The following is a 14,039-nucleotide window of genomic DNA, read 5'->3' as shown; positions in this document are numbered from 1 at the left end:
TACGACCTATCAAAGATAAGTAAACCAATGTAATAAAGTTATCACCTTTCGCTTCGTAACCCGACCTCATGCTTCTTAACTACGTCAAAATCGCTATCCGCAATCTGAGTCGTAATCGGCTGACCACGCTCCTTAACGTAGCAGGGCTATCGGTAGGCATTGCATCCTGTCTGGTCATTTACCTCATTGTACAGTTCGAATTGGGTTTCGACAAACGATTGCCAGATCGTGAGCAGGTATACCGACTCGTCTCCAAATTTAAGTTCGGGGACGATTTTTACTACAATTCGGGCTTATCAGCACCAATCCCGGAAGCAGTACGAACCAAACTGGCGGGGGTCAGAACCGTAGCTCCATTTCACGCAGGCAGTTTCCAGGTAGTTGACATTCCACGGCAGGGTGCAGAACCGCTTCAGGTCCGTGCCGAAAAGAACGAGCGTGAATGGATGGTCAGTACGAACGAAGCCTTTTTCGAGATTTTGCCCCGAGAGTGGTTGGCGGGTTCGCCTAAAACATCCCTGTCGAAACCCGGACAGGTAGTGCTTACCGAGAAGCAGGCCCAGTTGTATTTTGGCAATGCCAGTCCGGCACTTGTCGGCCGACAGTTAATCGGCAAGCAATACAAAGACACCCTGATGCTGACGGTTTCAGGCTTGATAAAAGACCTCGAAACGCCCAGCGATTTTGACTATCAAGCCTTTGTTTCGCTGGCGACACAAACCACCAGCAAAAAACGACGGGACAATCTGGGATTCGAGCAGTGGAACAATACCAACTCGTCGTCGCAATGTCTGCTCAAACTAGCACCCGGCACCGATCCCAAACGATTTGGTGAGCAGGTGACCAAACTGGTAGCGGCCAACGTACCACCCAGTGAAGAATCGGGCGACCGCTGGCTGTTGCTCCAACCGTTGTCCGACATTCATTTCAACGCCGATTATGCCAGCGGCCATCACATTGCCCATAAACCAACCTTACTCACCCTGGGCTTAGTGGGTGGCTTTCTGCTGCTACTGGCCTGTATCAACTTCATCAATCTGGCCACGGCCCAATCGACACAACGGGCGAAGGAAATCGGTATTCGTAAATCGCTGGGTAGCGAACGGAGCCAGTTGATGGCGCAGTTTCTGGGCGAAACCCTGTTGCTTACCTTGCTGGCGTCAAGTCTGGCTATGCTATTCTCGCAGGGAGCGATAGCCTATCTGGGTGAACTAGTCCCGAAAGGTGTGGTTCTTGATTACACCCGACCGAGTCTGTACCTCTTTCTGCTGGGCGTAGCCATTTTTACGGCCTTACTGGCCGGTTTTTATCCGGGTACACTGCTGGCCCGTTTGTCACCAGTCGTTACATTGCGGAAGCAGACGGGGCTGACAACGGGCAATGCACTTTTGCGAAAGGGGCTGATTGTCGGACAGTTTACCGTAGCGCAGGTGTTTATCATCGGCGCATTGCTGGTGGGGCAGCAACTCCGGTTTATGATCAACGCCGACCAGGGGTTTCAGCGCGAAGCTATCGTTACGTTTCACACACCAACCAGCTCGTTTTTTAATGGCGATCACCACGATGTTCGGTTTACGCTGGCCGACCGAATTCGTAAACTGGTGGGTGTCGAACGGGTAAGTCTGGCCAATCAGACTCCCCTCTCGGGTGGGTATTCGACCTCCACACTGGAATACACAGGTAAAAAGGGCAAATCGGAGGTGAATGTATACCGAAAGGAAGTGGATACTAGCTTTATCGCGCTATATGGACTAAAGCTGTTGGCGGGTCGAAATCTGATGGCAAGCGATACGGCTAATGAGTTTGTCATCAACGAAACCCTGGCCCGGTATATGGGGTATCAAAAGCCCTCGCAGGCCATTGGCAAGATGCTGGGCAAAATGCCCATTGTGGGTGTCGTCCGAAATTTCAACCACCGTTCGCTACATAACCCCATCCAGCCTACAGCCCTGATGAGCCAGAAAGAGAACCTGCATATCTTTAATGTACGCTTCAGACGGACCGGAGCCACTTCGTTCGATCAGACGCTGGCTCAGGTCAAAGCCCTCTGGGACGGTACGTATCCAGATGAGACCTTTGAGCCCAAATTCGTTGACGAATCGATAGCTGAACTCTACGGCACCGAACGCGACCTGGGCAAACTCATTTCACTGGCAACGGGGATAGCTGTCTTTATTAGCTGCCTGGGACTATTTGGCCTGGTTACCTTCACGGCCGAACGTCGTACCAAAGAAATTGGTATTCGCAAGGTTTTAGGGGCATCTGTCGTCAGTATTGTCACCCTGCTCTCAAAAGATTTTCTGGCGCTCATCTTAATAGCCATCCTCATTGCGTCGCCCCTGGCCTGGTGGGGTGTCCGTACATGGCTGGACGGATTCGCCTATCGTATCGATCTTCCCTGGGGCATGTTCTTCCTCGCCGGACTTCTTGTCATTGGCATTGCTCTCATCACCGTAAGTTTTCAGAGCCTGAAAGCAGCGTTTAGGAATCCGGTTACGTCTTTGCGGAGTGAATAGCTTGGGGCGAGGGGCAAGGTGCATGGAGCGAGGGGCTGGGAGTAGGGAGTACGTCCTCCATTACTACTCCCAACTCCTCGCTCCCGACTCCTTGCTCCCTGCTCCTTTCCCCTTACTCCTATGCTCCTTAATTATCTGAAAATCGCCTGGCGGAACTTGCGCAAAGACAAGTTTTACAGCCTGATCAACATTCTGGGTCTGACCATTGGGGTCACCTGTGGATTACTTCTACTGCTCTACGTGACCGACGAGCTTAGCTACGATCGGTATCAGGCCAAGGCTTCGCAGATTTACCGCATCGTTTCACACATTACCGAGCCGGATAAAGTGAACCGCTGGAGCAGTACCCAACCGGCGCTGGCGCCCACGCTGAAAAAAGATTACCCGTTCGTAAAAAACTACGTGCGGTTCTTTCCCTATGGTCGGATGCTGTTTCGGCAGGGGGAGAAACGATTTTATGAGGAAAACGTCTATTCGGCCGACTCTACGGTGTTCGACGTATTCAGCTACAAATTTGTAGAAGGCGATCCCAAAACAGCACTCAATCAGCCGGGTAGTGTGGTCCTGACGGAGACAGCTGCTCAGAAATTTTTCGGTTCGAATAGCGCACTGGGGCAGTCGTTACAAACCAATGATACAACCTTCTACAAAGTAACGGGCGTACTGGAAGACATTCCCAAAAACTCCCACTTTACCTTCAACGCTCTGCTATCGACAGGCCGGGACGAACGGCAGGCGGCTACGGTTTGGGGCGGTTTTTACATCTATAGCTACCTCGTGTTGCCCGAGCATTTCGACACCAATATACTGGTCAGTAAGTTTCCGCAGGTGTACGATAAATACATCGGCCCTATCTTCAAACGGATGGGCATCAAAGTTACTTACGAACTCCAACCGCTGACGAGTATCCACCTGTATTCGAACATGGAAGGTGAATCGAACGGCAATATCGGGTACGTCTATACGTTCAGTGCGGTTGCTTTTTTTATGCTCCTGATTGCGAGTATAAACTACATGAATCTGGCAACGGCCCGTTCAGCCAAGCGGGCTAAAGAAGTTGGTCTTCGAAAAGTGATGGGCTCGTTGCGAAGCCGACTAATGGCTCAATTCCTGACCGAATCCGTTCTGATGACGGTACTGGCGTTGGTATCCAGCCTGATTCTGGTCTTGATTCTGCTCCCCTTTTTCAATAGCGTTTCGGGTAAAGACATCCATTTTGTCGAATTACTCCGACCACAGTTTCTGTTGATAGCCTTGTCCATTGTCGTGTTTACAGGCTTCATCAGCGGTAGTTATCCAGCATTCTATCTATCAGCTTTCGAACCGGCAGCGGTGCTCAAAGGGTCGTTCAATGCCAAAGGCGGTAGTTTCTTCCGAAAAGCGTTGGTTGTTGCGCAGTTTTCCATCTCGCTCATCATGCTCATCTGCACCTGGATTGTGTATAAGCAACTGAACTTCATGCGCAATCATGACATGGGGTACGACCGCGAGCAGGTGCTGACCGTCAACTACCAGGACCGGCAACCCCGCGAGCGTTTTTATTCCTTGCGCAATAGTCTGCTAGCCAATCCAAACATTCGGGAAGTAGCTTCAGCCTCCTCACCCACCAGCAATATTGGCGGCCGGGTCATTTTCACCGTCGAGTCGAATACCGGCCTGAAAGAGATGGGCTTCAAACCGATGCAGGTCGATTACGATTACCTCCGAACGATGGGGATGAACGTTGTACAGGGGCGTGATTTTTCCGATAAAATTCCCGCCGATACGCTCAACTCCGTCATTGTCAATCAGGCAGCCGTACAACGCATGGGCTGGAAAGAACCGCTGGGCAAAAAAGTGATTCTGGGCGGTCTACCGCAAAATGGTCAGCCAAGCCCGCCAACAGCACAGGTAATCGGCGTTGTCAAAGACTTCCATCAGCAGTCGCTCTACAATCCGATTGAGCCGCTGATTATCCTTTGTCGGCGTGCCAATCCTGTGATTCACATCAAAATACAGCCCCAGAACGTGGAACAAACGCTGGCTTTCATCGGCAAGACATGGCGCGAAACCTACCCCGACAAGTTGTTTGAATACCGCTTTCTGGATCAGGACTTTGCGTCGGCCTATGAGGCCGATGAGCTACGGGGTCGCATCTTCACTGCTTTTTCAGCGCTGACTATCCTGATTGCCTGTCTGGGGCTGTTTGGCCTGGCGACCTTTACCACCGAGCAGCGGGTCAAAGAAATTGGCGTTCGGAAGGTGCTGGGCGCATCGGTGTCGAGTGTGGTGGTGCTGCTATCGAAAGACTTCACGAAACTGGTGCTCTTCTCGTTTCCCATCGCGATACCCATAGCCTGGTATTCGATGTATAAATGGTTGCAGAATTTCCCGTACAAAACCGACATCGGCGTTTGGGTATTTATAGCTGCCTGCGTGCTTACCCTCCTGATTTGCTGGGCAACGGTTATTTACCAAAGCGTAAAAGCCGCCATAACCAATCCGGTGAAAAGCTTGCGCAGCGAGTAGTCTGAACCGGGGTTTATGTGGAAGCTGTTTAAATTTTTACAGATGGAGCCCAAACAGGGGCGTTTTTGTCATGCTGACGAAGGAAGCATCTTCGATAGCTATAAGAATGCTGTTACCGAAGATGCTTCCTTCGTCAGCATGACAAAACACTCCAATTTCTGTTCTAAGCAGGAAAGTTTAAACAGCTTCGTGATTTGACTGACCACCTTCTTTGAATGCTGTTAGAAAATCAGGGTCGATCAGTCAAATCAGCTAAATCCCGCCGGGCCGCCTGTCCGTAAATGACAACTGGGCGTCCGTTTGCGGACAAAGATGTTCAATATCCAACAAGTTATACCACTGACAGTCAATAGCATAACTCTAATAAAAAGATTTGGTCGTGTATTTGTTGTAGGCGTAGTATCTTAACACTAAACGCCGGTCATGATCAGAAACTACCTCAAAATCGCACTGCGGAATCTTTGGAAAAACCGCCTGTTTAGTAGTCTCAACGTTGTAGGCATGGGGATTGGTCTGGCGGCTGTCGGGCTGATGAGCCTGTACATCATTCACGAACTCAGCTACGACCGTTTTCATACCCATGCCGACCGGATTGTTCGGGTCGTTCACTATGCGAACTGGCCCGGTGGTAACCTCCAGTTGGCACCTACATCTGCCCCTTTTGCCGACGCGCTAAAGGCCGAATACCCTGACATTGAAAAAACCGTACGCATTCATCCCGAAGGAGGTGGACAGATCACGTACAAGGATAAAAAACTGGACGTTGGCGACATCATGTTTGCCGATAAAACGGTCTTCGACGTTTTCTCCTTCCCGTTTCTATACGGCGATCCAGCCAGCGCCCTCACGCAGCCGCAAAGTATCGTTCTGACCAAAAGCCTGGCCGAAAAACTGTTTGGCGATGCCGCTAAAGCCGTTGGACAGACAATTGAATTCAGCAACCACTTTCCCAACAAGGTGACAGGGGTGATCGAGGATACTCCGTCCAACTCACATTTACAATTCAGTGCCCTGCGTTCGCTACCCGACAATTATACCAACGGCTGGCAGAATTTTGAGCTGTATACCTACTTGCTGCTAGCCAAAGGCAGCGATTACAAAACGCTGGAACCTAAACTGGCTTCGTTCTTCCCCAAATACCTTAAACGGGAAATGGGCGACGTAACCTACCGGATGGAGTTACAGCCCATAACCTCCATTCACCTGCATTCGCACCTGGATTACGAACTTAGTCCAAACGGCAACAGTACCACCATTTATACCTTTGCCGTGGTGGCTGCCCTGATTTTACTGATTGCCGGTATCAACTATGTCAACCTCTACACCGCCCGATCTATTGCCCGTACCCGCGAAGTAGGCGTTCGGAAAGCAATTGGCTCCCGTCGTGGTCAGTTGATAAGCCAGTTCCTGACCGAGTCGATGCTGATGGCATTTCTAGCTAGTCTGGTCGGACTAATAGTAGCCAAGTCAGCCTTACCTCTGTTCAATGACCTGGCAGGCAAATCGCTGACGTTAAGTCAATATGGCCCTGTGGCTACGGGTCTGGTGCTGATGGCATTTACCGTTTTGCTGGGCGTTGGCAGTGGTCTTTATCCGGCATTTCTTCTTTCCGGCTTCCGGCCGGTAATAGCTCTCAATGGACGGCTGGGGACGAAACTCGGCGGCAGCCGATTCCGCGAAGCACTGGTTGTGTTTCAGTTCGTTGCGGCTGTTGTCCTGATTACCTGTTCGTGGGTTATTTACCGTCAGATGGGTTATTTTTTGCATAAAGACCTGGGCTTCAATAAAGACCAAGTATTAACCTTCCATCTGGATAATCAGGGCGTCCGCAAACAGATTCAATCGTTGAAAGAAGAGCTGCGAAAAAGTCCGCTGATTGAGCAGGTATCGGCCGCCACCAATCCGATTGGCAACAACAACATCGGCACCAATGGCATGTTTTTCGAGCAAAATGGTATCATGCCAACGAGCACGCAGGTCGTTCAAACGTTCCAGGTCGATGCCGATTACCTGAATACAATGCAAATCAAACTATTGGACGGTCGCAACTTTACCGAGTCGATCAGTGATGGGTTTGGCGCGGTGCTTGTGAATGAAACCCTGGCCAAAACGCTGGGGTGGCAGCATCCGGTGGGTAAGCGAGTCAAGTATTTCCTGGGCAAAGATCAAACCGTTGAAGCACGGGTGATCGGCGTTGTCAAGGACTTCCATACGTACTCGCTCCAGCATAAAATTGAGCCACTGGTGTTGCAAATGCCCGCTCCTGATCAAAAAGATAATCTGTATGTGCGCATTCGGCCTGCCAAAACAACCGAAGCACTGGCTTATATCCAGTCGGTTTACCAGAAATTTGACCCCGATGCGGAGTTAAGCTTCCATTTTCTGGACGAGAACTTCTCCCAACAGTATCAGGCCGAGCAAAAACAGGGACATGTCTTACTTACCTTTACTATACTGGCCGTATTAATTGCCTGCATGGGCTTGTTTGGGCTGGCTGCTTTTGCCGCTGAAGCCCGGACGAAAGAGATTGGTGTTCGGAAAGTATTGGGCGCTTCGGTGGCGAGTATTGTCGCCTTGCTGAGCAAGGATTTTCTCAAGCTGGTTCTCATCGCAATCGTCGTGGCTACACCGGTTGCCTGGTACATTGCCAATCAATGGCTGCAAAGTTTTGCCTACAAGATCGAGCTTGCCTGGTGGTTCTTCCTACTGGCCGGTCTGATTGCTACCGTTATTGCCCTGGCTACCGTCAGTTTCCAAAGTATAAAAGCTGCCTTGATGAATCCAGTTAAATCACTTAAAACGGAATAAAAAGAGCCAGGAAGGGCTTAAAGGAATTGATTTAAGTCTAGTTGAAGTAGCTCTGAGAAGGACGATTCGGTTGGTAAACCACCATCACCCATTCGATAGCGGAACCACTGGTTAGCGATGTAGTCGTAGATAAAACCTTCGATAATGCCATAGTCATCATCGTCGATAAGCCTAATGACCTTCCGTAAGTCCCGACGAAGGCCATCTGTATGACAAACTTCGATTATGATAGGTGTGACCCGATTTTGATTGTCGTAAAGAATTAAGTCAGGAACGGGGCTAGCTTCGCCTTCATTAAGCATTGTTTCTGGCAACGGCTCCAGATGTAACGTATGCTTGTGGTAAAAAAGCGGTCCCAATCCTGAATTGAGCTTAGAAATAATCCGTTGATGAGCTTTAAGCCCATAAACGCTCATGTCATCATGAACAAAAAACGGAGCGTTCATCGGTGAATTATACATAGCCTTGTCGTCGGTTTCAAACAAATTTAATACATACACCTATGCTAACCAACTACCTCAAAATAGCGCTTCGAAATTTATTGCGCAGTAAGGGCTTTTCGGTTATCAACATCGTCGGTCTGTCTATCGGCATGGCCAGTGCCATTCTGATTATTCTCTGGATCCAGCACGAACTCAGCTACGATCAGTTTCATGAAAAGAAGGACCGAATTTATGAAGCCTGGAATCGGTCGATTTTCAGCAATAAACTCGAATGCTGGAATACGACGCCACGGGTGCTGGCGAAGACCATGACCCGTGATTTCCCGGAAGTAGAACGCACAGCCCGTGTCGACTGGACCCAGGACATGCTATTTACGGTTGGCGATAAACGGCTGGTGGTAAAAGGTAATGTCGTAGATTCGACGTTCCTGAGCATGTTCAGTTTCCCTTTGCTGCGGGGCAATCCAAAAACGGTACTGAATGGGGCGAATACCCTTGTCGTTACCGAGAAGCTGGCGCAAAAGTTGTTCGGCAATACTGACCCCATGGGTCGTACTGTAAAACTGAACAACAAGGATTTATTCACCGTAACCGGCGTGTTGAAAGACCTGCCCACCAACACCCGCTTCAACTTTGAGTATCTACTATCCTGGGCCTACAACAGACAAAACGGCAATGACGACGAATATTGGGGCAATAATTCAACCCAAACGTATGTCGAATTGAAACCGAAGGCCACGCTGGCCTCCATAGAGCCCAAGTTAAAATTGCTGCGTAAACGGTATGATAAAGACGACCCGAAAGGCGAGGTTTTTCTCTATCCCATGAGCCGGTGGCGGTTATACTCCAGTTTTACTCATGGTGTCGAAAACGGGGGCCTGATTGATTTTGTCAAACTCTTCGGCCTCATCGCCATTTTTATTCTGCTGATTGCCTGCATCAATTTTATGAACCTAAGTACGGCCCGCAGCGAGAAACGAGCCAAAGAGGTGGGCATTCGGAAAGCATCGGGAGCACAGCGCGGTTCACTGATTGCTCAGTTCCTGGGCGAGTCTATTTTAATTGCTTTTCTGGCGGGCATTGCCGCCCTTGGTATTGTGCAGGCCAGTTTACCCGCCTTCAACACGCTGACCGACAAACTCCTGTCGGTTCCTTACAACCAACTGTATGCCTGGTTCTTTTTCGGCGGTTTTGTGCTGCTGGCCGGACTGCTGGCGGGTAGTTATCCAGCATTTTTTCTCTCATCTTTTAAACCCGTAAACGTGTTAAAGGGCCACTTCCGAAAGGTAAATGCCCTCATAACGCCCCGGAAAGTGCTGGTTGTACTTCAGTTCACCTTTGCCGTTATGCTGATAATCAGCACCATCATTGTTCGTGAGCAGATTCAGTACGCCCGCGACCGAAGCATGGGCTATGCTAAAGACAATCTGATCTATCACAGCCTGTCGGGTGATATTGGCAAAAACTACGAACTCATCAAGAACGAGCTGATGGCCAGCCAGGTAGCTGTTTCGATCAGCAAAACCAGTGCACCACTTACGCAGGGATGGAGCAATAGCTGGGGCTTTCAATGGGCAGGGAAAGCTCAAAATGACAAAACCATCATTGATCGGTTCGGTGCCGACGATAACCTGATTAAAACGACGGGCCTACAACTGGTACAGGGCCGCGACTTCGACCTGAAACAATACCCCAGCGACTCAACAGCGATGATTCTGAACGAGTCGGCCGTCAAATTAATGGGCTTTAAACAGCCAATTGGTCAGGTCGTACAAGACAATGGACGCGACTGGCACGTGGTGGGGGTCATTAAAGATTTTATTCTTCAGTCGCCCTATTTCCCAACCAAGCCAATGGCCATCGAAGGTAGTAAAGGCTGGCTCAGTATCATGCATATCAAACTGAACCCGGCCAATTCAACCGAACAGAACCTACGCAAAGCCGAGGCTATTTTCAAAAAATATAACCCGGAATATCCGTTCGATTATAAATTTATCGATCAGGAGTATGCCCGAAAATTCGATAACGAACAACGGATTGCCACCCTTTCGGGCCTGTTCGCTGGCCTGACGATCCTTATTTCATGCCTGGGTTTGATTGGTCTGGCAACGTTTACGGCCCAGCAACGCACCAAAGAAATTGGCATTCGCAAAGTTTTGGGTGCATCCATACTCAGTGTCGTTGCGTTACTGTCCAAAGACTTTGTGCGGCTGGTGATCATCTCGATCCTGATTGCCTCGCCCATAGCCTGGTACGCGATGGATAAATGGCTGGCCGACTACGAGTACAAAGTTCAGATTCAGTGGTGGATGTTTGTGCTGGCGGGCCTGCTGGCCGTAGGTATTGCCTTGCTAACCGTGTCGTTCCAATCGATAAAAGCGGCTCTGATCAATCCAGCAAAATCACTTAAAACGGAATAAATAGCATGGTGTGGGGAGCATGGAGTAAAACAATCCCTGCTCCCCGCACCGCGCTCCATGCCCCCTGCTCCTCGCTTTTTTAACCTCCTTCCCTATGCTTCGATTTGCTATTCGTAATCTCCTAAAAACCAAACTATTTGGTTTGTTGAACGTAACAGGTCTTGCTGTCGGAATGGCGGCATCGGTGCTTATTCTGCTATGGGTACAAAACGAGTTAAGTTTTGATAGTTATCACGCCAAATCGGCCCGTACCTATCCGATTATCAGCCATAATCAGGTTAATAAAGAAGAAACCTGGCACTGGTCCACAACGCCCTTACCGCTGGCAGAACTGGCCAGGCGGTTGCCCGAAGTGGAAACAATCACCCGCCTTTCCAAGCCCTTCTGGAACGGCCTGACGATGAAAATTGGTGACCAATTGATTCAGGAACCGAAGGTCGCCTGTGTCGATGAAAATTGGTTTTCAGTATTCGATTACGCGCTTGTCGATGGTAACCTGACCGATTTTAATCGCAACATGCGTAGCATTGCCCTAACCGAATCAAAAGCTACCAAGCTGTTTGGTTCAGCTAAAGCCGTTGGGCAGTTGGTCCGTATCGATACGCTGGATTATGTGGTACGGGCTGTTTTTAAAGATAACCCGGTCAGCTCGAGTTTTCAGTATGATTGTCTGATCCCTTTATCGGCCCACCTTTCGAATCCGGACACGTATAAAAATGAGAACAACTGGAACAATTTCAATTACGAAACGTACGTGGTTCTCCGCCCCGGAGCCGATGCGAAAAAAGTCAGCAAAAAACTAACCCAAATCGTTCAGGTGGCCAAGCCAGACGAAAAAACTAAGAAACCTGATACCAGCATCACCCTCGAACTGGAAGCCCTGACCGATATGCACTTCGACACCGTCGATCGATACGGCAGTGAACAGGGCGACCGACGGACCGTTTACATTTTCTTTGGGCTGGCCCTGGCCATTCTGCTTATGGCGTGTATCAATTACGTGAATCTGACGACTGCCCGGGCCAGTGTTCGAGCTAAAGAAGTGGGGGTAAAAAAGATCATCGGGGCCGGTCATTCGCAACTATTTGCCCAGTTTATGCTGGAATCTATTCTGATGTGTGCGGTAGCGCTGGGGATTGCGCTGGTATGTACCTATAGCTTCCTGTCTGTATTTAATAGCCTGACCAACAAATCCTTTTCCATCCATTTTGGAAACCCCTCGTTGTGGGTAGTTCTGGTTGGTACTATATTGACCGCTATCGTTCTGACCGGCATTTACCCGGCGGTGCTCCTGTCGTCGTTTCAACCCGTCCGGGCCATACGGGGCCTCAATGTGCTGGGATCGACCAACAGCCTGTTCCGCAAAAGCCTGGTGGTTGTTCAGTTCACGATTTCCATTGCCTTCCTGATCGCCATGCTGGTCGTTTACTATCAAATCAAGTTCATTCGCACCACAAAACTGGGTTACGACCGCGATCACATTCTGTCGCTTACCATTCCCTGGGGAGTTCAGCCCAAGGTCGATCCACAAGTGATGAAAAGCAAGCTCCTGCAACATTCCAGCATTAAAGAAGCGACCATTGCCAGCCAGAACATTGTGGAAATCAAAAGCGCCCATAGTGGGAGCCTCGACTGGGATGGCCGCCCGGCCGATTTTCAGCCCACCGTCGGCCAGATTTCGGTCGAGCCTTCGTACCAGAACGTATTCAACCTAAAAATGGCCGAAGGACGCTGGTTTGCCGAAAATAATACGGCCGACGAGCATAATGTTGTTCTGAACGAAGCGGCCGTCCGAAAATTTAAGCTACACAAGCCCGTTGTTGGTCAGCGTTTCCATTTTCAGGGATCGAAAGGGGTCGTACTCGGCGTTGTTCGGGACTTTCATTTCAAAAGCCTACACGAAGAAATCAGTCCGCTGGTGATGTTCAACAATCCGGGCTGGCGCAGTGGTATTTACGTAAAAATTGTACCGGGCAAAGAGGCCGACGCCATTAAAGCTATTCAGCAAATCTGGACCGAGCTGGTACCGAGCCGTCCGCTGGAATACACATTTCTGGATGAAACATTTGATCGACTTTACAAAACCGAAGCCCGCACGGCTACGTTGTTCAATGCCTTCGCCCTGGTTGCGGTTCTGATCTCCTGTCTGGGCTTGTTTGGGCTGGCTACATTTACGGCCGAAATGCGAACGAAAGAAATTGGCATCCGAAAAGTGCTGGGTGCCTCGGTAATGAGTTTGATGACGCTGCTATCGACCGATTTTCTGAAGCTAGTTCTGATTGCGATGCTAGTAGCCATTCCCGTCGGCTATTATTTCATGAATAGCTGGCTCCAGTCTTTCGCCTATAAAATTAATTTGTCTTGGTGGTTGTTTGCGCTGGCGGGCCTGTTAGCCGTCGTCATCGCCCTGTTGACCATCAGTTTTCAAAGCGCCAAAGCCGCCCTGATGAATCCTGTGAAGAGTTTACGGAACGAGTGAATAGTTGGGAGTTGGGAGCATGGTGCCTGGCGGCTGGTTTACTACGCCATACACCACGCTCTTAGCACCCAGCCCTTTGTCCACTGGCGTACAGCGTTTTGTCCGATTTCGGACATTCAATTTCTTCATATATAGCGAACAAATTGATTAACAAGCCAATACACTCTTGGCATGATGATAGAGGGGAGTAATTTTACTTAACTTTATTTCTGCCGATTCATGAAAACGCTGTTTACGCTGGTATTGGTTGCGGTTAGCTTTGGTGCAATAGCACAACGGTCGTCGAGCAAACATGTATCGACGGATGGTCGGCATTTACGGATTCGTGTTGATATGCAGGAGGCCGGAAATTCGCTGCATTACAACCGCTCGTTCGATGTATCGGAGATGGAGAAAAGCGAAGTAAAAGCCCTGGAAAACAGCATCATCGATTCGCTGGAACGCGCGTTTAGCGAGCCAGCCGTAGCCGTTACGACAAGCCACAAGCGGGATAGCTGGAGCAAGGAGAAATCATACAAATCCGATTATTCGCCAGCCCAGCAGGCATCTTATGATGAACAACGGATAGCTTATTCCAGAAACTCAGAAGAGAAGGAGAAAATGTATGAGTTTTCTACCGAAGCCAAAGCCAATCCTTCGTACTCACCCAGCGAGGTGTCGCCCCAATCGGTGAAAGTTCAGGAAGACAAAGAAAACGGTCGGCTCTGGATGCAGTATACGTTTATGAAAGACGGCGAGGAACTGATCATTGAACGTACAGCCAATGTACTTGGCAAGAGCGAACGCGAAAAACAAGCCATTATCCGTGAAACCGAACGCAGCTTCGGTATCAAAACGGTGAATCAATAACTGGAAAAACGGGAAA

The 14,039-nt window shown here is 49.6% G+C and carries 8 protein-coding genes; 6 read left to right on the top strand and 2 right to left on the bottom strand.

Annotated elements, in window-relative coordinates; all coding sequences use genetic code 11:
• Positions 1-68 precede the first annotated feature (68 nt).
• From B5M13_RS05180 to B5M13_RS05165, 3 genes are all read left to right on the top strand, one after another.
• Entirely contained in the window at positions 69-2,516 is a 2,448-nt protein-coding gene (locus B5M13_RS05180; RefSeq protein ID WP_080054634.1) for an FtsX-like permease family protein, read from the top strand.
• 120 nt (positions 2,517-2,636) lie between these two features.
• A complete protein-coding gene (locus B5M13_RS05175; protein ID WP_080054632.1) occupies positions 2,637-5,024 on the top strand; it encodes an ABC transporter permease in 2,388 nt (795 codons plus the stop codon).
• Between the two features lie 423 nt (positions 5,025-5,447).
• Positions 5,448-7,832 carry an ABC transporter permease gene (locus B5M13_RS05165; RefSeq protein ID WP_080054627.1) on the top strand — a complete coding sequence of 795 codons (2,385 nt, stop codon included), beginning with the start codon at positions 5,448-5,450 and terminating at the stop codon, positions 7,830-7,832.
• 17 nt (positions 7,833-7,849) lie between these two features.
• Here the strand turns inward: B5M13_RS05165 and B5M13_RS05160 are convergent, their stop codons facing one another.
• On the bottom strand, positions 7,850-8,293 hold the full coding sequence (locus B5M13_RS05160; protein WP_080059809.1) for a hypothetical protein: 444 nt from the start codon (positions 8,291-8,293) through the stop codon (positions 7,850-7,852).
• Positions 8,294-8,334: 41 nt separating this feature from the next.
• On the opposite strand from B5M13_RS05160, the gene B5M13_RS05155 reads away from it, so the two are divergent.
• Both B5M13_RS05155 and B5M13_RS05150 read left to right on the top strand, forming a co-directional pair.
• Positions 8,335-10,695, top strand: a complete 2,361-nt coding sequence (locus tag B5M13_RS05155; RefSeq protein WP_080054625.1) for an ABC transporter permease — start codon at positions 8,335-8,337, stop codon at positions 10,693-10,695.
• A 94-nt stretch (positions 10,696-10,789) separates the two neighbouring features.
• Positions 10,790-13,174 carry an ABC transporter permease gene (locus tag B5M13_RS05150; RefSeq protein ID WP_080054623.1) on the top strand — a complete coding sequence of 795 codons (2,385 nt, stop codon included), beginning with the start codon at positions 10,790-10,792 and terminating at the stop codon, positions 13,172-13,174.
• Here the strand turns inward: B5M13_RS05150 and B5M13_RS33290 are convergent.
• A complete protein-coding gene (locus B5M13_RS33290; RefSeq protein WP_155297188.1) occupies positions 13,160-13,303 on the bottom strand; it encodes a hypothetical protein in 144 nt (47 codons plus the stop codon). The two genes, B5M13_RS05150 and B5M13_RS33290, sit on opposite strands and share 15 nt — an antisense overlap.
• Before the next feature lie 90 nt (positions 13,304-13,393).
• Between B5M13_RS33290 and B5M13_RS05145 the strand changes: the two genes are divergently transcribed.
• Positions 13,394-14,023 (top strand): hypothetical protein, encoded by a 630-nt coding sequence (locus B5M13_RS05145; RefSeq protein ID WP_080054621.1) that lies wholly within the window; start codon positions 13,394-13,396, stop codon positions 14,021-14,023.
• Positions 14,024-14,039 lie beyond the last annotated feature (16 nt).

This window comes from Spirosoma aerolatum, assembly GCF_002056795.1.
In the GTDB taxonomy this organism is placed as follows: Bacteria; Bacteroidota; Bacteroidia; order Cytophagales; family Spirosomataceae; genus Spirosoma; species Spirosoma aerolatum.
Note: the sequence above shows the minus strand (reverse complement) of the source record. Positions and strands in the feature narration are given on the sequence as shown.

What these genes read in the sequence shown, in the direction of transcription:
- B5M13_RS05180 (WP_080054634.1), top strand. Translation starts at nt 69, where the DNA reads ATGCTTCTTAACTACGTCAAAATCGCTATCCGCAATCTGAGTCGTAAT.
- B5M13_RS05175 (WP_080054632.1), top strand. Translation starts at nt 2,637, where the DNA reads ATGCTCCTTAATTATCTGAAAATCGCCTGGCGGAACTTGCGCAAAGAC.
- B5M13_RS05165 (WP_080054627.1), top strand. Translation starts at nt 5,448, where the DNA reads ATGATCAGAAACTACCTCAAAATCGCACTGCGGAATCTTTGGAAAAAC.
- B5M13_RS05160 (WP_080059809.1), bottom strand. Translation starts at nt 8,293, where the DNA reads ATGTATAATTCACCGATGAACGCTCCGTTTTTTGTTCATGATGACATG.
- B5M13_RS05155 (WP_080054625.1), top strand. Translation starts at nt 8,335, where the DNA reads ATGCTAACCAACTACCTCAAAATAGCGCTTCGAAATTTATTGCGCAGT.
- B5M13_RS05150 (WP_080054623.1), top strand. Translation starts at nt 10,790, where the DNA reads ATGCTTCGATTTGCTATTCGTAATCTCCTAAAAACCAAACTATTTGGT.
- B5M13_RS33290 (WP_155297188.1), bottom strand. Translation starts at nt 13,303, where the DNA reads ATGAAGAAATTGAATGTCCGAAATCGGACAAAACGCTGTACGCCAGTG.
- B5M13_RS05145 (WP_080054621.1), top strand. Translation starts at nt 13,394, where the DNA reads ATGAAAACGCTGTTTACGCTGGTATTGGTTGCGGTTAGCTTTGGTGCA.